Below are 18,686 nucleotides of genomic sequence, written 5' to 3'. Positions count from 1 at the left end.
CAGTCCGCTCAGGCCGACACGGGCACGCGCGCCCGGCGGCTCGTTCATCTGGCCGTACACCAGCGCACATTTCGATTTCACGTTCGGATCGGGATGATGCGGGTCGGCGTTGACCTTGGATTCGATGAACTCGTGATAGAGGTCGTTGCCTTCGCGGGTCCGCTCGCCGACGCCGGCGAACACCGAGTAGCCGCCGTGCGCCTTGGCGACGTTGTTGATCAATTCCTGAATCAGCACGGTCTTGCCGACGCCGGCGCCGCCGAACAGGCCGACCTTGCCGCCCTTGGCATAGGGCGCCAGCAGATCGACGACCTTGATGCCGGTGATCAGAATCTCGGCTTCCGTCGACTGTTCGGTGTATTCAGGGGCGGGCTGGTGGATCGCGCGGGTCTCCGTAGCCTTGATCGGGCCGGCTTCGTCGACGGGCTCACCGACCACGTTCATGATACGGCCGAGCGTGCCGTCGCCGACAGGGACCGCGATCGGCAAGCCCGTGTCGGTAACCTCCTGGCCGCGAACCAGGCCTTCGGTCGCGTCCATCGCGATGGTGCGCACGGTCGATTCGCCGAGATGCTGCGCGACCTCCAGCACCAGGCGGTTGCCGGCATTCTTGGTTTCCAGCGAATTGAGAATTGCCGGCAGGTGACCTTCGAACTGCACGTCGACGACGGCGCCCATCACCTGGGTGACGCGACCGACCTGGTTGGCTGCTGTGGCCATCTACTCTCTCTCCTCGTTCGAAAATTAGACCGCGGTCAGCTTGACCGGGATATTGCCTTTGGTTGCCTTCGAGTACGGGCAAATGGTGTGGGCTTCCTCCATCAGCGCCTGGACCTTGGCCTTGTCGGCGCCGGGAACGGAAACCTTCAATTCGACCTCGAGCGAGAAGCCGCCGTCGGTGTTGAGCTTGACGTCGGCCGTGACCTTGGCGGCCTGGCCGTCGACGTCGTGCTTCTTGGCCAGCACCAGGATGGCCTGGCCGAAGCACGCGGAATAGCCGATCGCGAACAGCTGCTCCGGATTGTGGCCGTCGCCGGCGCCGCCGAGCTCCTTCGGCAGCGCCATCGCGAGCGCGAGCCCGCCATTGTCGAGCATCGCCCGGCCGTTGCGTCCGCCCTTGGTGGTAGCCGAGGTCGAATATGCCATCGCGTCCTCCTATTAGACGGCCTCGGCACCGGAGATGATCTCGATCAGCTCCTTCGTGATCATCGCCTGCCGAGTGCGGTTGTAGATCAGGGTCTGCTTGCGGATCATCTCGCCGGCATTGCGGGTGGCGTTGTCCATCGCCGTCATCTGCGCGCCGTAGAACGAGGCGTTGTTCTCGAGCAGCGCGCGGAAGATCTGGACCGCAAGGTTGCGCGGCAACAACCCGGTGAGGATTTCATCCTCCTCCGGCTCGTATTCATAGGAGGTCGTCGGGCCGGCACTGGCGGCCGGCGCGGCCACCTCCAGCGGAATGACCTGCTGCGCGGTCGGAATCTGCGCGATCACCGACCTGAAGCGGGAATAGAACAGAGTGCAGACATCGAACTCGCCGGCTTCGAAACGGGCGATCACCTTCTTGGCGATGTCCTCGGCATTGATGAAGCCGAGCTGCCGCACCCCGCGCAGGTCCGTGTGCTCGACGATCTGCTTCTCGAACTGGCGGCGGAGCTGCTCGTAGCCCTTGCGGCCGACGCAGAAGAACTTCACCTCCTTGCCCTGGCCCATCAGGGACAGCGCGCGTTCGCGGGCGAGCCGCACGATGGAGGAGTTGAATGCGCCGGACAGGCCGCGCTCGCCGGTGCAGACGAGCAGCAGATGCACCTGGTCCTGGCCGGTGCCGGTGAGCAGCACCGGTGCGCCGGGCGAGCTCGCCGCGGCGGACGCGATGTTGGAGATCACCGCATCCATCTTCTCGGCATAGGGCCGCGCGGCCTCGGCCGCCATCTGCGCGCGGCGCAGCTTGGAGGCCGCCACCATCTGCATGGCCTTGGTGATCTTCTGCGTCGCCCTGGTGGAGGCGATACGGACCCGCATGTCTTTCAGTGACGCCATTGCGGCAGACTCAATCCTCTATGAACAGCCCCGATCTGCGCCTCGCCCGCTCCCCACCTCTCCGCGAAGGAGGCGACGAGGAGCGGGTTTCGCCCCCGGCAAGGCCTTATGAAAACGTCTTGGCGTAGCCCTCGACCACCGACTTCAGCTTGGCCGCCGTGTCGTCGGACAGATCGCGACTATCGCGGATGGCGTTGAGGAGGTCGGCGTTCTTGCCGCGCAGCAGCGACAACAGTCCGTCCTCGAACGCCTTCACCTTGTTGACCGGCAGCGGATCGAGATAGCCGTTGGTGCCGGCCCAGATCACGCAGACCTGCTCTTCCATCTTCATCGGCGAGAACTGGTCCTGCTTCAGAAGCTCGGTCAGCCGGGCGCCACGGTTGAGCAGGCGCTGGGTCGTGGCATCGAGGTCGCTGCCGAACTGCGCGAACGCGGCCATCTCGCGGTACTGTGCGAGCTCGCCCTTGATCTTGCCGGCGACCTTCTTGGTGGCCTTGGTCTGCGCCGACGAGCCGACCCGCGACACCGACAGGCCGACATTCACCGCGGGGCGGATGCCCTGGAAGAACAGGTCGGTCTCCAGGAAGATCTGGCCGTCGGTGATCGAGATGACGTTGGTCGGGATGTAGGCCGACACGTCGTTGGCCTGGGTCTCGATGACGGGGAGCGCGGTGAGCGAGCCGGAGCCGTTGTCGTCGTTGAGCTTCGCGGCGCGCTCCAGCAGGCGCGAATGCAGGTAGAACACGTCGCCAGGATAGGCTTCGCGGCCCGGCGGGCGGCGCAGCAGCAGCGACATCTGGCGGTAGGCGACGGCCTGCTTGGACAGGTCGTCATAGATGATCACGGCATGCATGCCGTTGTCGCGGAAATATTCGCCCATGGTGCAGCCGGTGAACGGCGCGATGTACTGCATCGGCGCCGGGTCGGAAGCGGTCGCGGCGACCACGATCGAGTATTCCAGCGCGCCCTGCTCTTCCAGCACCTTGACGAACTGCGCCACCGTCGACCGCTTCTGGCCGATCGCGACATAGACGCAATAGAGCTTGATCTTCTCGTCGCCGGTGGCATTCAGCGGCTTCTGGTTCAGGATCGCATCGAGCGCGATCGCGGTCTTGCCGGTCTGGCGGTCGCCGATGATCAGCTCACGCTGGCCGCGGCCGATCGGGATCAGGGCGTCGATCGCCTTCAACCCGGTCGCCATCGGCTCGTTCACCGACTTGCGCGGAATGATGCCGGGCGCCTTGACGTCGACGCGACGGCGCTCGGTCGACTGGATCGGGCCCTTGCCGTCGATCGGGTTGCCGAGCGCATCGACCACGCGGCCGAGCAGGCCCTTGCCGACCGGCGTATCGACGATCGCGCGGGTGCGCTTGACGGTCTGGCCTTCCTTGATCTCGCGGTCGGCACCGAAGATCACGATACCGACATTGTCGGTCTCGAGATTGAGCGCCATGCCGCGCGTGCCGTTCTCGAATTCGACCATCTCGCCGGCCTGAACATTGTCGAGACCATAGACGCGCGCGATGCCGTCGCCGACGGACAGCACCTGCCCGACTTCAGAAACCTCGGCTTCCTGGCCGAAATTCTTGATCTGCTCTTTCAGGATCGCGGAAATCTCCGCGGCGCGGATGTCCATCAGCCTGCCTCTTTCATCGCGTGCTTGATCGAATTGAGTTTGGTGCGGAGCGAGCTGTCGACCATGCGGCTGCCGAGCTTGACCACGAGCCCGCCGATGATCGATGGATCGACCTTCACATTGAGCGCAACGTCCTTGCCGGTCACCGCCTTCAGCGCGTCCTTCAAGGCGTCGAGATTCTTGTCACTGAGGGCTTCGGCCACCGTGACGTCGGCGCTGGCCTCGCCCCTGAACTTCGCCACCAGCGCGCTGAAGGCGCGGATCACGTCGGCGACCGCGAACAGACGACGGTTGGCGGTGAGCACCTTCAGGAAGTTGGCGGCGATGCCCGATATTTCGGCCTTCTCCAGCACGGCTGCCAGCGCCTTGGCCTGCGTATCGGCCGAGAACACCGGGCTGCGCACCAGCCGTCTCAGGTCATCGCTCTCGGTCAGCAGCTGATGGAACTTGTCGAGATCGGCTTTGACCGCATCGACGGATTTCTCATCGCGGGCCAATTCGAACAGGGCCGTCGCATAACGGCCGGATACTCCGGAGACAGACGGGTCTTCTGCAGCCACAACCTAGCTCTTTATAGCTGTCAAATCCGCAAGGGAAAAACCGTCGCCACGGGAAGCGGCGCCTAGCGATCCAAGCCCTTGGAATTCAAGCGGGACTTCGATTTTCGACCGGTACGGGACGTGACCGATGCTGAAAAAATCGAGGCTTAGCTAACATAGCGGGCGCGCAGGTGCAACACGACCGCGTGATGGCGTGCGCCATCACCACGGACCCCAGTCGGGCCGGCAGCACCGGCACTCCTGCAAACCGCATCTCTACCTCGGTACCTCGCGAGCAAGGTCTTTCCCGGCGTTGGGAGGACGAGGAGTTCCATCCATTTTTGCATGGCGCCTTGAGGCTCACGCAGAAAGGGCCGGAATCGAGGACAGCACGCAATACTTGAGCAGAACTGCATACAATCCTCGATGACTTGCCAATACAGTATTCGTAAGAATTATAATGGTTAATCAAACGTTAAACTCTAAGATTACGGAACATCGGAGGATTATCGCGTCGCGGTAACAAGATGTTTCAGCCGCAGATTTGCGGGTTTTACTGCCAAATTCGTGCCGCATTGTGAAACGAAACGGCGCTCTCCTCGAAATGGAGCGGGGGTTCCACTTGCCACTTATGTGGCAATACTCACCTTAGGGACTGATTGTATGCATGCATTCCATAACGCGACAGCGGGAACCGGAGCCCGCTCATGTACGGTGGCTGCGGTCTTTGCCGCCACGATCCTGGTCGGCACCGCCACCGAGGCTTCGGCGAAATCCAGGCACCACCACCATCACTACCGGCACCATCACCACCACTCCGAGGTGCTGAGCGACGCCTCCAACGGATCGTCCTGGGGCGCCCCGGGCGGCTCCTGGCGCAACGCAATGGCGTCCACTGGCCGCAGCTTCTCGGGCGTCGCCTCGTTCTATGGCAACGAGTCCGGCAGCCGGACGGCCTCGGGCGCGCGCTTCAACCAGAACGCCATGACCTGCGCCCACCGCTCGCTGCCCTTCGGCACCAGGCTTCGGGTGACCCATGGCGATCGCAGTGTGGTCGTCACCGTCAACGACCGCGGCCCGTTCGTGCGCGGCCGGGTGCTCGATCTCTCCAAGGGCGCAGCCCGCGCCATCGGCATCGGCGGCGTTGCTCGCGTCACGGCCGAAGTCGTCTCCTGACAACTCTGATCTGAAAAAACGGCTCGCCTGCACTCTTGCGTTCGTCAACCGACGCATCGGTCTTGCATGCGCGCCAAAACAGCCCGCTCTCTTGGGGGATGGCGGGCTTTTTGATGCCGCGCTGCCGTCCCTTACAAAAAGCTCTGCGGATCGATATCGACCTCGAGCTTGAGATTGCCCTTGGTCTTGGGGCCGTTGGCCAGCCAATGCCGCAGATAATCCGACAGGTCGAAGCCGCGCGCGGACTTCAACAGCAGGCGGAAGCGGTAGCGGCCCTTGATCACCGCGAGCGGCGCCTCGGTCGGCCCCAGCACCTGCACGCGCTCCTCGCGGGGCGCCGTGGCGGCGAGCCTGCGAGCATAGCCTTCCGCGGTAGGCCGGTCGCCGGCGGAAACGATCAGGCTTGCAAGCCGTCCGAACGGCGGATAGCCCGTGCGCTCGCGCGCCTCGATCTCGTTGGCATAGAACGCCTCGCGGTCGCAGGCGATCAGCGCCTTCATCACGGGATGCTCGGGCTGGTGGGTCTGCAGATAGCCAATGCCGCGGCCCTGGTCGCGGCCGGAGCGGCCGATCACCTGGTTCAGCAATTGCCAGGTGCGCTCGGCGGCGCGCGGATCGCCATTGCCGAGGCCGAGATCGGCATCGATGACGCCGACCAGGTTGAGCCGTGGAAAGTGATGGCCCTTTGCGACCAGCTGGGTGCCGATGATGATGTCCACCCGGCCCTCGGCGATCTCGTGCAACTCGCTGCGCATGGTCTCGATCGAGGTGATGAGGTCGCTCGACAGCACCATGGTGCGCGCCTCCGGAAACAGCGCCGCCGCCTCCTCCTGCAGCCGTTCGACGCCGGGCCCGACCGCGACCAGCGACTGCTCCGCCGCGCAATGCGGACAGGCGGGTGGCCGCGGCATCGAGAAGCCGCAGTGATGGCAGACCAGCCGCTGGCGAAAGCGATGATCGACCAGCCAGGCGTCGCAGACGGTGCAGGCGAAGCGATGGCCGCAGGCGCGGCACAGCGTCAACGGCGCATAGCCGCGGCGATTGAGGAACAACAGCGCCTGCTCGCGCCGTTCCACCGCGGTCTTGATCTCGCCCGCCAGAAGCGGCGAGATGAAGCGGCCGCGCGGCGGCGCCTCGCGCCTCAGATCGATCGCCTCGATGTGGGGCATGTGCTGGCCGCCGAAGCGCTGCGGCAGCGCCACGCGCTGGTAACGGCCCTTGCGCGCGTTGACCTCGGTCTCGACCGACGGCGTGGCTGACGCCAGCACGATCGGGATTTTCGCGATATGCGCGCGCACCACCGCCATGTCGCGCGCGTGATAATGCACGCCGTCATCCTGCTTGTAGGCCTGGTCGTGCTCCTCGTCGACCACGATCAGGCCAAGATGCGCGTAGGGCAAGAACAGCGCCGAGCGCGCGCCGACCACGACCGGCGCCTCGCCCGCCGCGATGGCGGCCCAGTTGCGCTGCCGGGTGCGCGGGGTCAGTTCGGAATGCCACTCCAGGGGCCGCACGCCGAAACGCTGCGCGAAGCGGTCGAGGAACTGGCCGGTCAGCGCGATCTCCGGCATCAGGATCAGCGATTGCCGGCCGCGGCGGATGGTTTCGGCGACCGCCTCGAAATAGACCTCGGTCTTGCCCGAACCGGTGACGCCGTCGAGCAGCGCAACATGGAAAGTGCCGTTGGCGGCGAGCGCCCGCATGGCGTCGACCGCGGGCCGCTGCTGCCGCGAGAATTCCGGCTGTCCATAGGACGGGTCCGGAGGCGGCGGCGGCAGCGCGCGCGGCATGGCCTCCACGGTCAGCGTTCCTTCGTCCACCAGGCCGTCGATCACGCCCGTCGAGACGCCGGCCTCCTTCGCCGCTTCCGACTTGCCATGCAGCAGCCGGTCGGACAGGACCGCGATGACGCGCCGCCGCGCCGGAGTCAGCCGCGCCGGCACCGCGCCGGTCAGACGGACGCCGAGGCGCACCCGCTCCGGGCCGAGTTGCTCGCCCATCCGCAGCGCCATCCGCAGCACCATGCCGCGCGCGGAAAGCGTGTAGTTGGCGACCCAGTCGACCAGGCTGCGCAGCTCGGTCCTGAGCGGCGGCACGTCGAGCTTCTCGATGACGTCCTTCAGGCGATTGTGCAGCCGCGGGTCGGGCTTGGCATTCTCGGCCCACACCACCGCCAGCACCTCGCGGGGACCGAGCGGCACGCCGATGACATCGCCGGGCTCGAGTTCCATGCCCCGCGGCACGCGGTAGGAATAGGTCTGGTCGAGCGCGACCGGCACCAGCACATCGACCACGCGGGTCGATGCGGATGACGAAGAGCTCGCGCGCAGGGCATGGTCCATGGCGTCGTCAAAGTAGCGCGAAGCGGCAGAGTTAGCGAACGGTAAACGAAGGCGGTGCGATATAGTGGCGAATCAAACAACAGATCCGATATGGCCAGACCTGCCCCCGAAATCGAACCGGTCGAGCTCACCAGCGCCGACGCCACCATCGCATCCGAGATGACGCGCTGGCTGACGCATCTCCGCGCCGAGCGCAGGCTGTCGCCGAAGACGCTGGAAGCCTATGCCCGCGACCTGAGGCAATGCCTCGACTTCCTCTGCGGGCACTGGGGCGAGCGCGTCACGCTGTCGCATTTCGCCAAACTCGAAGCCACCGATGTCCGCGCCTTCATGGCGATGCGGCGGGCGGACGACATCGCCGGCCGTTCGCTGATGCGGACGCTCGCGGGCCTGCGCTCGTTCGGGCGCTTTCTCGAACGCGAAGGCAAGGGCCGCGTCGGGGCGCTGGCGGCGATCAGGGCCCCCAAGATCGGCAAGAGCCTGCCAAAGCCGCTGCAGATCGTGTCGGCCAAGCGTCTCGCCGACGCCGACGAGCGCGCCGGCGAGACCCGCGAGACCTGGGTCCTGGTGCGCGACGCCGCCGTGATGGCGCTGCTCTATGGCTCGGGCCTGCGCATCTCGGAGGCGCTGGGACTGAAACGGCGCGACGTGCCGAAGCCCGGCGAAGGCGACGTGCTGATCGTCACCGGCAAGGGCAACAAGACCCGCATGGTGCCGGTGCTGCAGAACGTGCTCGGCCTGATCGCGGACTATGCCGCGCTGTGCCCGCACCAGCTCATGCCGGAGCGGCCGATCTTCGTCGGCGCCCGCGGCGCCCCGTTGAGCCCGCGCATCATCCAGCTCACCATGGCGCGGCTGCGCGGCGCGCTGGGCCTGCCCGACAGCGCCACCCCCCATGCCCTGCGGCACTCCTTCGCGACGCACCTGTTGTCCCGCGGCGGCGATCTGCGCGCGATCCAGGAACTGCTCGGCCATGCCTCGCTCTCGACCACGCAGGTCTACACCGGCATCGACACCGAACGGCTGCTCGAGGTCTACCGCAGCGCGCATCCGCGCGGCTAGCTTCTTTTTGTTTTGACGCGTTTTCTTCACGCGAACCGGTATCCACTTCGCTCGAAAACGCTCTAGGCCGACATCCTCCCGTCACATCGGTTTGGCTCTTGCACCGGGCATCCCGTTCCGGCAATCGTGCCGCAGGGACAGCAGGAGGGGAGACCAAGATGAGCGCCCATGAGAGCATGGAGCATGCCGAGCACGCCGAGCATGCGTCCGGCGAGAACAAGAAGATCGCACTTCTGATCGCGGTGATCGCGTTGTGCCTGGCATTGTCGGAGACGCTGGGCAAGGGCGCGCAGACCGAATCGATCAGCAAGAATGTCGAGGCCTCGAACCTCTGGGCCTTCTTCCAGGCCAAGACCATCCGCCGCACCACGGTGCAGACCGCGGCCGAGCAGGCCAAGCTCGGCTTGGCCACGACGAGCGATGATGCCGCCAAGGCCGCCGTGCAGAAGCAGATCGACGACTGGCAGAAGACCGCGCAGCGCTATCGCAGCGAGCCGGAGACCGGCGAAGGAAGCGAGCAGCTCTCCGAACGCGCCAGGCACGCCGAGGAGGAGCAGGCGCTCGCGACCATCAAGTATCACCACTACGAGCTGGCCTCGGCGGCGTTTCAGATCGGCATCGTGCTGGCGTCGGCAACCATCATCACCGGGATGATCTGGCTCGCCTGGGTTTCCGGCGTGCTCACCCTGGTCGGCATCGCCATGACGGTGCTCGGCGTGTTCGAGCCGCATCTGTTGCCGCTGCATTGAGCGCAGCCCCAAGCGCCGTGTGGTAGGGTGGGCTAATCGTCAGTGTGCACGAAAGCCCGCCACGCAAAGATAGAAGCGTGCCCACCATTTCGGAACGATAGTGTCGATAAACGGTGGGCACGGCGCTTGCGCGCCTTAGCCCACCCTACGCAGCTACGCACTGCGGCTACCGCGCCGCGCGGACGCTCTTGCGGAAGCGCAGGATCAGCCGCAGCGTGCGCGCGGACCAGCCCTCACCGCCGCCGCTGATGATCTCCATGATGCGCGCTTTCACGGGATCGACGATTTCCTTGGCCTTGGCGCGCAGCATCATGACGAAGCGGTAGAGCTTCACGAACCAGCCCATCTCCATCAGCTTCGGCCGCGTCACGTCGAAGATGAAAGCGGTGACGCCGACGCCGAGCATCTTGGCGAACATGATGGTGAACACGGCGCTCATCCAGTGCTCGTGCATGAGCAGCCAGACGCCGACCAGCTTAAGCGGAAACAGCGGGATGATCGGCACGACGAACACGATCAGCGTCATCGCCGGCGACAGCGTGTCGATGCGCTCGCCGAGCCATCGCTTGAACGTGTGCAGTGGAATCGCCGCCACCACCGCGGCCACGATCGGCTCGAGGCGATCCCACAGCCAAGCCTCGATCAGGAAGATGATCGCGAGCAGCACCCAGACGGGTTGAAGGAGGCGGCGCAGCATCAACAATGTCCCTGCCCGGCACGAGCAGGGCGTCGGTCACATATGGATGGCGCGTTTGCCGACCGCAAGCGCGGCTTCCTTGATGGCCTCTGACCGGGTCGGATGGGCATGACAGGTGCGTGCGAGATCCTCGGCCGAACCACCAAATTCCATCAAGACGGCGGCTTCGTGAATCATCTCGCCGGCTTCGATGCCGATGATGTGCACGCCCAGCAGCCGATCCGTCTTCGCATCTGCGAGAACCTTGACGAAACCGTCAGTGGTCTGGTTGACCTTCGAGCGGCCGTTGGCGGTAAACGGAAACTTACCGACGGTGTAAGCTATGCCGGCCTGCTTCAGCTCCTCCTCGGTCTTGCCGACGGCGGAAACCTCCGGCGTGGTATACACAACACCTGGAATCACGTCGTAGTTCACGTGACCGGCCTGACCAACGAGGATCTCCGCGCAGGCCACGCCCTCGTCCTCGGCCTTGTGCGCGAGCATGGGTCCGGCCACCACGTCACCGATGGCATAGATCCCTTTCACATTGGTTTCGAAATGCTCGTTGATCTGCACGCGGCCGCGATTATCCATCGCCACGCCCGCCTCCTGCAGGCCGAGACCTTCGGTAAAGGGCACGCGGCCGATGCAGACGAGCGCGACGTCGGCTTCCAGCGTCTCCTGCGCGCCGCCGGCCGCCGGCTCGACCTTGGCGGCGAGCACGGCGCCGGACGTATCCACGCTGGTGACCTTGGCGCCGAGCTTGAACTTGAAACCCTGCTTTTCCAGGATGCGCTGAAACTGCCGTGCGATTTCGCCATCCATTCCCGGCAGGATACGGTCGAGGAATTCGACCACGGTGACCTCGGCGCCAAGCCGGTGCCACACCGAGCCGAGTTCGAGCCCGATCACGCCGGCGCCGACGATCAGCAGCTTCCCGGGGACCTTCTCCAGCGACAGCGCGCCGGTCGACGACACGATGCGCTTCTCGTCGATGTCGATGCCCCGCAGCCGCGCGATGTCGGAGCCGGTGGCGATCACGATGTTCCTGGTCTCGACGATCTGCGAGCTGGGATTGCCGGTCACCTCGACCTTGCCGGCGCCGAGGATCCTGCCCTTGCCCGGGATGACGTCGATCTTGTTCTTCTTCATCAGGAACTCGACACCCTTGACGTTGCCGTCGATGCCCTGCTGCTTGAACTTCATCATCGCCGGCAGATCGAGCTTCGGCGGCGGCACGCTGACGCCCATCTTGGCGAAGGAGTGCGCGGCCTCCTCGAACATCTCGGAGGCGTGCAGCAGCGCCTTCGACGGCATGCAGCCGATGTTGAGACAGGTGCCGCCGAGGGTCGCGTTCTTCTCGACGACCGCGACCTTCATGCCGAGTTGCGCCGCGCGGATCGCACAGACATAGCCGCCGGGACCGGTGCCGATGACGACGAGATCGTAAGTAGCCATTAAAAACCCTGTAAATGATCAATATGACAAGCGTTAGCGTCCACCCGTCACGTCGAGAGTGGCGCTGGTCACGTAGGAGGCTTCGTCCGACATCAGCCAGATGATGGCATTGGCGATTTCCTCGGCCTGCCCGATCCGCTTCATCGGCACCATCGGCGCCAGCCGATGCGCGCGATCCGGCTCGCCGCCGGACGCGTGAATCTCGGTATCGATCAGTCCCGGCCGGATACCGGCAACGCGGATGCCTTCGTTGGCGACCTCGAGACCGAGCCCGAGCGTGAAGGAATCGATCGCGCCCTTGGAAGCGGCGTAATCGACATAGGTATTGGGCGAGCCGAGCTTGGCGGCGATCGACGACAAATTGACGATGACGCCGCCCTTGCCGCCATGCCTCGTCGACATCCGCTTCACCGCCTCACGGGCACACAGGATGCTGCCGGTGACGTTCACCGCCATCACCCGCTGGATGCGCTCGGCCGACATCTCGTCGACCCGCACCCCGCTCCTGCCGACGATGCCGCCATTGTTGACCAGCGCGCCGAGCGTGCCGAACTTGTCGGCGGCTTCGAATAGCTTGAGGATATCGCTCTCCTCGGCGACGTCGCATTTCACCGCGATCGCCTTGCCGTTCCTGGCCTCGATCGCGGCAACGACCTCGTCCGCCGCCGCCTTGTTGCTGGCATAGCCGACGACGACGCGGTAGCCGCGGCCCGCGGCAGCAAGCGCGGTGGCGCGGCCAATGCCGCGGCTGCCGCCGGTGATGACAACGACTTTATCGGTCACATTTGCCCCCGATGATCCGACGCGTGCGGCTGGCCTGTGTTCCCGGCTCGCTCACAGATCCAGTACCAGCCGCGCCGGGTCCTCCAGGCTCTCCTTCACCCGCACCAGGAAGGTCACCGCCTCTCTGCCGTCGATGACGCGGTGATCATAGGACAGCGCCAGATACATCATGGGGCGGGCCTCGATCTTGCCGCCGACCACCATCGGCCGCTCCTGGATCTTGTGCATGCCGAGAATGCCGGACTGCGGCGCGTTCAGGATCGGCGTCGACATCAGCGAACCGTAGATGCCGCCATTGGTGATGGTGAAGGTGCCGCCCTGCATCTCCTCGATCTTGAGCTGGCCGTCGCGGGCGCGGCGGCCAAAATCGGCGATTCCCTTCTCGATATCGGCGATCGACTTGTGGTCGCAGTCGCGCACCACCGGCACCACCAGGCCCTTGTCGGTGCCGACGGCGATGCCGACGTGATAGTAGTTCTTGTAGATCAGGTCGGTGCCGTCGATCTCGGCATTGACGGCGGGGATGTCCTTCAGCGCCTGCACGCAGGCCTTGGTGAAGAAGCCCATGAAGCCGAGCTTGACGCCGTGCTTCTTCTCGAACACGTCCTTGTATTGCGAGCGCAGCGCCATGACGTGGGTCATGTCGACCTCGTTGAAGGTCGTCAGCATCGCCGCGGTGTTCTGCACGTCCTTGAGCCGCCGCGCGATGGTCTGGCGCAGCCGCGTCATCTTCACCCGCTCCTCGCGCGCGGCGTCATCGGCCGGCGACGGCGCCCGCACCTGCAACGGCGCGGCCGGCTGCGGCACGGGCGTGGGCGCAGCGGCGGCGCGCTCGATTGCCGCCAGCATGTCGCCCTTGGTGACGCGGCCATCCTTGCCGGAGCCCGGCACGGTGGTGACGTCGATGCCGCTCTCGGTCGACAATTTGCGCACCGAAGGTGCCAGCGGCGCATCGGCCGGCGGCGCCTTTGGCGCGGCGGGAGCGGGGGTGGCCGGCGCTGGCGACGGCGGCGCCGCGGTGGCGGTCGGTTTGGCCGCGGGAGCAGCAGCGGGCGCCGGCTTGGCGGCCGCACCATCAGTGATCTGACCGAGCAGCGCGCCGACCGCGACCGTGTCGCCGTCCTTTGCCGCGATCTCGCCGAGCACGCCCGCGGACGGCGCCGGCACCTCGATCGTGACCTTGTCGGTCTCCAGCTCCACCAGCGGCTCGTCGACCGCGACCGCGTCGCCCGCCTTCTTGAACCAGCGGCCGATGGTGGCCTCGGTCACGGATTCGCCCAGCGTCGGGACGCGGATCTCGGTCATGGTCTCTATCCTCAAATGAACCGTACGATCATCGCCGCCTCCGGCCGGTAGCGGCCGATGGCGGAAATGACCGCCGAACAATGCCTAGTTCAGCGCGTCGTCCAGCAGCGCCTTGAGCTGCGCCAGGTGCTTCGACATCAACCCGGTGGCGGTCGCCGCCGAGGCGGCGCGCCCCGCGTAGCGCGGACGCCGGTGCGGCGCGTTGATCTGATTCAGCACCCATTCGAGATAGGGCTCGATGAAGTACCAGGAGCCCATGTTGCGCGGCTCCTCCTGGCACCAGACCACCTCGGCGCCCTTGAAGCGGGAGAGCTCCGTCACCAGCGCTTTCAGCGGCACTGGATAAAGCTGCTCGACCCGCATCAGGTAGATGTCATCGATGCCGCGCTTTTCCCGTTCCTCGTAAAGATCGTAATAGACCTTGCCCGTGCACAGCACGATGCGGCGGATCTTGTCGTCCGGCACCAGCCTGATCTTCTCGTCGGGTTGCATCTGCGCGTCGTCATAGAGGATGCGGTGGAAGGTCGTGCCGTTGCCGAGCTCCTCGAGCCGCGACACCGCGCGCTTGTGGCGCAGCAGCGATTTCGGCGTCATCAGGATCAGGGGTTTCCTGATCTCGCGATGCAACTGCCGGCGCAGCACGTGGAAATAATTGGCCGGCGTGGTCGGATAGCACACCTGCATGTTGTCCTCGGCGCAGAGCTGCAGATAGCGCTCCAGCCGCGCCGAGGAATGCTCCGGTCCCTGGCCCTCATAGCCGTGCGGCAGCAGGCAGACGAGGCCCGACATGCGCAGCCATTTGCGCTCGCCGGAGGAGATGAACTGATCGAACAGCACCTGGGCGCCGTTGGCGAAGTCGCCGAACTGCGCCTCCCAGAGCGCAAGCGCATTCGGCTCGGCGAGCGAGTAGCCATATTCGAAGCCGAGCACGGCCTCTTCCGACAGGAGCGAGTTGATGACCTCGTAGTGGCCCTGGTCGCCGCCGAGATGGTTGAACGGCGTGTAACGGCTCTCGTCCTCCTGGTCGATCAGCACCGAATGACGCTGCGAGAAGGTGCCGCGCTCGGAGTCCTGGCCGGACAGCCGGACGTGATGACCTTCCTCCAGCAGCGAGCAGAACGCCAGCGCCTCGCCGGTCGCCCAGTCGATGCCGGCACCGGTCTCGATTGCCTTCGCCCGGTTGTCGAGGAAGCGCTGGATGGTGCGGTGGGCGCGGAAGCCGGCCGGCACCCTGGTGATCTTGCGGCCGATATCCTTCAGCTTGGCAACATCGACCCCGGTGACGCCGCGGCGGGCGTCCTCCTCCTGGTCGGCGATCTTGAACCCGGCCCATTTGCCGTCGAGCCAGTCCGCCTTGTTCGGCTTGTAGCCGACGCCGGCCTCGAATTCGGTGTCGAGCCTCGCCCGCCAGTTCGCCTTGGCCTTCTCGACCTCACCCTCGGTGATCGCGCCGTCGGCGATCAACCGCTTGGCGTAGACCTCCAGCGTGGAGGGATGCGCCGCGATCTTCTTGTACATCACCGGCTGGGTAAAAGCCGGCTCGTCGCCCTCGTTGTGGCCGTGTCGGCGATAGCAGAACATGTCGATGACCACCGGCTTGTGGAACTTTTGCCGGAACTCGGTCGCGACCTTGGCGGCAAACACCACGGCTTCGGGATCGTCGCCGTTTACATGAAAGATCGGCGCATCGATCATCTTCGCCACGTCGGACGGATAAGGCGAGGAACGCGAGTAGCGCGGATAGGTGGTGAAGCCGATCTGGTTGTTGACGATGAAATGCACCGAGCCGCCGGTGCGGTAGCCCTTGAGGTCGGAGAGGCTGAAGCACTCGGCCACCACGCCCTGGCCTGCGAACGCCGCGTCGCCATGCATCAAAAGCGGCATCACCGAGATGCGCATGTCCGGAGGATCGCCGTGCTGGTCCTGCTTGGCGCGCACCTTGCCGAGCACGACGGGATCGACGATCTCCAGGTGCGACGGGTTGGCGGTGAGCGACAGATGAATGCGGTTGCCGTCGAACTCGCGGTCCGACGAAGCGCCGAGGTGATACTTGACGTCGCCGGAGCCTTCGACCGCGTCCGGATTGGCCGAGCCACCCTTGAATTCGTGGAACAGCGCGCGGTGCGGCTTGGCCATCACCTGGGTCAGCACGTTGAGACGGCCGCGATGCGGCATGCCGACCACGATCTCCTTCACGCCGAGATTGCCGCCGCGCTTGATGATCTGCTCCAGCGCGGGGATCAGCGACTCGGCGCCATCGAGGCCGAAGCGCTTGGTGCCGGTGAATTTGACGTCGCAGAACTTCTCGAAACCTTCGGCCTCGATCAGCTTGTTGAGGATGGCGCGGCGGCCTTCGGGGGTGAAGCTGATCTCCTTGTCAGGCCCCTCGATGCGCTCCTGGATCCAGGCCTTCTGCGCCGCATTCGAGATGTGCATGAACTCGACGCCGAGGGTCTGGCAGTAGGTGCGCTCGCAGATCACGACGATCTCGCGCAACGTGCCGTATTCGAGGCCGAGCACGTGGTCGAGGAAGATCTTGCGGTCGAAATCGCTCTCCTCGAAACCATAGGAGCGCGGGTCGAGCTCCTCGCGGTTGCGCGGCGCCTCGATGCCGAGCGGATCGAGCTTGGCGTGAAAATGCCCGCGCATGCGGTAGGCGCGGATCAGCATCAGCGCGCGGACCGAATCGCGCGTCGCCTGATGCAGTTCGGCGACCGAAACCTCGCCGCCCTTGTCCTTCTTTTCCTTGGCCTTGGCGGCGATCTTGCCGGACACCACCTTCTCGACGCTCGCCCAGTTGCCGTCGAGTGCGGAGGTGAGATCATCCTGCGGCACCAGCGGCCAGTTGTCGCGGCCCCAGGACGGCCCCTCGACAGTCTTGCGGACGTCGGCCGGCGTGTCCTTCAGGCTCTTGAAGAACTCCTGCCACTCGCCGTCGACCGAGGCAGGATCCTGCTCGTAGCGGGCGTAGATTTCGTCGATATAGGTGGCGTTTGTGCCCTGCAGAAAGGAGGAGCGGGCAAAAGCGGCGTTCGCATCCTGGCGAGACATGATGGCGTCCTGGATTTCTTATTCGCGCGTGGCAGACGGCGCTAACGCCGATCCCGCAACGGGTCGGCGTGGTCTTGCAAGACCCATACCCTATGTAAGCGAAAACTTCGCGCTTAAAAGAACCAAGTGATGAATTACGGTTTCAATTTTTCGGCAAGCGTGTGCCCGAGCCGCGCCGGCGACGGCGAGACGGTGATTCCTGCCGCTTCCATTGCCGCGGTCTTGGAGGCGGCATCGCCCTTGCCGCCGGAAATGATCGCGCCGGCATGGCCCATGCGACGGCCGGGAGGCGCGGTGACGCCGGCGATGAAGCCGACCATCGGCTTCTTGCGGCCGCGCCTGGCTTCGTCCTTGAGGAACTGCGCAGCGTCCTCCTCGGCGGAGCCGCCGATCTCACCGATCATCACGATCGATTTGGTGTGCTCGTCGGCCAGGAACATCTCCAGCACATCGATGAATTCGGTGCCCTTGACCGGGTCGCCGCCGATGCCGACCGCGGTGGTCTGGCCGAGCCCTTCCTGGGTGGTCTGGAACACCGCCTCATAGGTCAGCGTGCCCGAGCGCGAGACGATGCCGACCGAGCCGGGCTTGAAGATGTTGGCCGGCATGATGCCGATCTTGCAGGCGCCGGCGGTCATCACGCCCGGGCAGTTCGGCCCGATCAGCCGTGACTTGGAGCCGGAGAGCGAGCGCTTCACCCTGACCATGTCGAGCACCGGGATGCCCTCGGTGATGCAGACGATCAGCGGGATCTCGGCATCGATCGCCTCGCAGATGGCATCAGCTGCGCCCGGCGGCGGCACGTAGATCACGGACGCGTCGGCGCCGGTCGCAGCCTTGGCCTCGGCGACGGTGTCGAACACCGGCAGGCCGAGATGGGTCGAGCCGCCCTTGCCGGGCGAAGTGCCGCCGACCATCCTGGTGCCGTAGGCGATCGCCGCTTCCGAATGGAACGTGCCGTTCTTTCCCGTGAAACCCTGGCAGATGACTTTTGTATTCTTGTCGATCAGGATGGACATATCTGAAGCTGCTTTCCGCGAAGGTACACAGAGAGAGGGTAGGCCTAGATTCGCCGGTAGACGCCGGTGAGCACGTCGTTCCAGCCTTCGGCGTCGGGCGAGAACTGGATCTTCAAGTTGTAGGTGTTGTCGTCGACGACTTCATAGACGTGGCGGGCGTTGCCGCGCAGCGAGCCGCGCACCAGCGTCAACACCTTGCCGGTCCAACTGCCCGAGGCGGGCGACGGCGGGTAGTAGCCGAGCGAATCGTGCCAGAACAGTTTGTAGAGCCGGTCCTCGCGGTCATAGGTGAACAGGCCGTGGGTGGCGAAACTCTCCTGGCCGTCGCGCATCTGGCGCGTGTCCTGGATCAGGTAGAAGCCGTTGAGGTCCATGCGCGCGGTGACACGCGAGGTCGCCGGCCCGCCCGCGACCCAGCGCGAGGGGTAGACCATCTCCTCGCCATTCCATTCACCGGCGAACGCCGCGAGCTTGTGATGCTCCGGCAGCGGCGAGGGCGCGGCAAGATGGTCCGGCATGGCGCTAGCTCCCTTTCACGGCGTTCACGATCTTCTGCGCGGCGTCGTCGAGATCGTCGGCCGGCAGCACGTTGAGCCCGGACTCGCGGATGATCTGCTTGCCCTGCTCGACATTGGTGCCTTCGAGCCGCACCACCAGCGGCACCTTCAGCCCGACCTCCTTCACCGCGGCGACCACGCCCTCGGCGATGACGTCGCACTTCATGATGCCACCGAAGATGTTGACCAGGATGCCCTTCACGTTCGGATCGGAGGTGATGATCTTGAACGCCGCGGTGACGCGCTCCTTGGTCGCCGAGCCGCCGACGTCGAGGAAGTTCGCCGGCGCGAGGCCG

15 protein-coding genes and 2 pseudogenes are annotated in these 18,686 nt (G+C 65.3%); 3 read left to right on the top strand and 14 right to left on the bottom strand.

The window, feature by feature from the left end:
• From JOY90_RS15825 to JOY90_RS15805, 5 genes and pseudogenes are all read right to left on the bottom strand, one after another.
• Nucleotides 1-720, bottom strand: a pseudogene (locus JOY90_RS15825) (F0F1 ATP synthase subunit beta); the annotation flags it as partial.
• Between the two features lie 24 nt (nucleotides 721-744).
• The gene (locus JOY90_RS15820) at nucleotides 745-1,146 is read right to left on the bottom strand and encodes an organic hydroperoxide resistance protein (RefSeq protein WP_291692054.1); all 402 of its coding nucleotides are present in this window, start codon (nucleotides 1,144-1,146) and stop codon (nucleotides 745-747) included.
• Between the two features lie 12 nt (nucleotides 1,147-1,158).
• Nucleotides 1,159-2,037: a F0F1 ATP synthase subunit gamma gene (locus JOY90_RS15815; protein ID WP_291692053.1), complete on the bottom strand. Its 879-nt coding sequence runs from the start codon at nucleotides 2,035-2,037 to the stop codon at nucleotides 1,159-1,161.
• A 106-nt stretch (nucleotides 2,038-2,143) separates the two neighbouring features.
• Nucleotides 2,144-3,673, bottom strand: coding sequence for a F0F1 ATP synthase subunit alpha (gene atpA, locus JOY90_RS15810; protein ID WP_291692052.1), 1,530 nt, complete (start codon nucleotides 3,671-3,673; stop codon nucleotides 2,144-2,146).
• Nucleotides 3,673-4,233 (bottom strand): F0F1 ATP synthase subunit delta, encoded by a 561-nt coding sequence (locus JOY90_RS15805; RefSeq protein WP_291692051.1) that lies wholly within the window; start codon nucleotides 4,231-4,233, stop codon nucleotides 3,673-3,675. Before JOY90_RS15805 ends, atpA begins: the two co-directional genes overlap by 1 nt.
• A gap of 642 nt (nucleotides 4,234-4,875) precedes the next feature.
• On the opposite strand from JOY90_RS15805, the gene JOY90_RS15800 reads away from it, so the two are divergent.
• Nucleotides 4,876-5,388 carry a septal ring lytic transglycosylase RlpA family protein gene (locus JOY90_RS15800; RefSeq protein ID WP_291692050.1) on the top strand — a complete coding sequence of 171 codons (513 nt, stop codon included), beginning with the start codon at nucleotides 4,876-4,878 and terminating at the stop codon, nucleotides 5,386-5,388.
• A 131-nt stretch (nucleotides 5,389-5,519) separates the two neighbouring features.
• Here the strand turns inward: JOY90_RS15800 and JOY90_RS15795 are convergent, their stop codons facing one another.
• Complete coding sequence (locus JOY90_RS15795) at nucleotides 5,520-7,730, bottom strand: primosomal protein N' (protein WP_291692049.1); 2,211 nt, start codon at nucleotides 7,728-7,730, stop codon at nucleotides 5,520-5,522.
• A gap of 90 nt (nucleotides 7,731-7,820) precedes the next feature.
• Between JOY90_RS15795 and JOY90_RS15790 the strand changes: the two genes are divergently transcribed.
• Nucleotides 7,821-8,792 carry a tyrosine recombinase XerC gene (locus tag JOY90_RS15790; RefSeq protein ID WP_291692048.1) on the top strand — a complete coding sequence of 324 codons (972 nt, stop codon included), beginning with the start codon at nucleotides 7,821-7,823 and terminating at the stop codon, nucleotides 8,790-8,792.
• Nucleotides 8,793-8,950: 158 nt separating this feature from the next.
• Complete coding sequence (locus JOY90_RS15785) at nucleotides 8,951-9,541, top strand: DUF4337 domain-containing protein (RefSeq protein ID WP_291692047.1); 591 nt, start codon at nucleotides 8,951-8,953, stop codon at nucleotides 9,539-9,541.
• Between the two features lie 166 nt (nucleotides 9,542-9,707).
• Here the strand turns inward: JOY90_RS15785 and JOY90_RS15780 are convergent, their stop codons facing one another.
• The 8 genes and pseudogenes from JOY90_RS15780 to sucC all read right to left on the bottom strand — a co-directional run.
• Nucleotides 9,708-10,238 carry a hypothetical protein gene (locus JOY90_RS15780; RefSeq protein WP_291692046.1) on the bottom strand — a complete coding sequence of 177 codons (531 nt, stop codon included), beginning with the start codon at nucleotides 10,236-10,238 and terminating at the stop codon, nucleotides 9,708-9,710.
• A 36-nt stretch (nucleotides 10,239-10,274) separates the two neighbouring features.
• Nucleotides 10,275-11,675, bottom strand: a complete 1,401-nt coding sequence (gene lpdA, locus JOY90_RS15775; protein ID WP_291692045.1) for a dihydrolipoyl dehydrogenase — start codon at nucleotides 11,673-11,675, stop codon at nucleotides 10,275-10,277.
• Nucleotides 11,676-11,708: 33 nt separating this feature from the next.
• Nucleotides 11,709-12,458: an SDR family oxidoreductase gene (locus JOY90_RS15770; RefSeq protein ID WP_291692044.1), complete on the bottom strand. Its 750-nt coding sequence runs from the start codon at nucleotides 12,456-12,458 to the stop codon at nucleotides 11,709-11,711.
• A gap of 51 nt (nucleotides 12,459-12,509) precedes the next feature.
• A complete protein-coding gene (odhB, locus tag JOY90_RS15765; RefSeq protein ID WP_291692043.1) occupies nucleotides 12,510-13,763 on the bottom strand; it encodes a 2-oxoglutarate dehydrogenase complex dihydrolipoyllysine-residue succinyltransferase in 1,254 nt (417 codons plus the stop codon).
• A gap of 84 nt (nucleotides 13,764-13,847) precedes the next feature.
• A complete protein-coding gene (locus tag JOY90_RS15760) occupies nucleotides 13,848-16,814 on the bottom strand; it encodes a 2-oxoglutarate dehydrogenase E1 component (RefSeq protein WP_291692042.1) in 2,967 nt (988 codons plus the stop codon).
• Between the two features lie 134 nt (nucleotides 16,815-16,948).
• Nucleotides 16,949-17,833, bottom strand: coding sequence for a succinate--CoA ligase subunit alpha (sucD, locus tag JOY90_RS15755; RefSeq protein ID WP_291692041.1), 885 nt, complete (start codon nucleotides 17,831-17,833; stop codon nucleotides 16,949-16,951).
• Between the two features lie 44 nt (nucleotides 17,834-17,877).
• Nucleotides 17,878-18,351 carry a DUF1579 family protein gene (locus tag JOY90_RS15750; protein WP_291692040.1) on the bottom strand — a complete coding sequence of 158 codons (474 nt, stop codon included), beginning with the start codon at nucleotides 18,349-18,351 and terminating at the stop codon, nucleotides 17,878-17,880.
• Between the two features lie 4 nt (nucleotides 18,352-18,355).
• Nucleotides 18,356-18,686, bottom strand: a pseudogene (sucC, locus tag JOY90_RS15745) (succinate--CoA ligase subunit beta); the annotation flags it as partial.

This window comes from Bradyrhizobium sp., from assembly GCF_019242285.1.
In the GTDB taxonomy this organism is placed as follows: Bacteria; Pseudomonadota; Alphaproteobacteria; order Rhizobiales; family Xanthobacteraceae; genus Bradyrhizobium.
Note: the sequence above shows the minus strand (reverse complement) of the source record. Positions and strands in the feature narration are given on the sequence as shown.

Coding starts and splice junctions, on each gene's coding strand:
- atpA (WP_291692052.1), bottom strand. CDS start 3,673: ATGGACATCCGCGCCGCGGAGATTTCCGCGATCCTGAAAGAGCAGATC.
- lpdA (WP_291692045.1), bottom strand. CDS start 11,675: ATGGCTACTTACGATCTCGTCGTCATCGGCACCGGTCCCGGCGGCTAT.
- JOY90_RS15795 (WP_291692049.1), bottom strand. CDS start 7,730: ATGGACCATGCCCTGCGCGCGAGCTCTTCGTCATCCGCATCGACCCGC.
- JOY90_RS15760 (WP_291692042.1), bottom strand. CDS start 16,814: ATGTCTCGCCAGGATGCGAACGCCGCTTTTGCCCGCTCCTCCTTTCTG.
- JOY90_RS15820 (WP_291692054.1), bottom strand. CDS start 1,146: ATGGCATATTCGACCTCGGCTACCACCAAGGGCGGACGCAACGGCCGG.
- odhB (WP_291692043.1), bottom strand. CDS start 13,763: ATGACCGAGATCCGCGTCCCGACGCTGGGCGAATCCGTGACCGAGGCC.
- JOY90_RS15785 (WP_291692047.1), top strand. CDS start 8,951: ATGAGCGCCCATGAGAGCATGGAGCATGCCGAGCACGCCGAGCATGCG.
- JOY90_RS15815 (WP_291692053.1), bottom strand. CDS start 2,037: ATGGCGTCACTGAAAGACATGCGGGTCCGTATCGCCTCCACCAGGGCG.
- JOY90_RS15780 (WP_291692046.1), bottom strand. CDS start 10,238: ATGCTGCGCCGCCTCCTTCAACCCGTCTGGGTGCTGCTCGCGATCATC.
- JOY90_RS15800 (WP_291692050.1), top strand. CDS start 4,876: ATGCATGCATTCCATAACGCGACAGCGGGAACCGGAGCCCGCTCATGT.
- JOY90_RS15750 (WP_291692040.1), bottom strand. CDS start 18,351: ATGCCGGACCATCTTGCCGCGCCCTCGCCGCTGCCGGAGCATCACAAG.
- sucD (WP_291692041.1), bottom strand. CDS start 17,833: ATGTCCATCCTGATCGACAAGAATACAAAAGTCATCTGCCAGGGTTTC.
- JOY90_RS15790 (WP_291692048.1), top strand. CDS start 7,821: ATGGCCAGACCTGCCCCCGAAATCGAACCGGTCGAGCTCACCAGCGCC.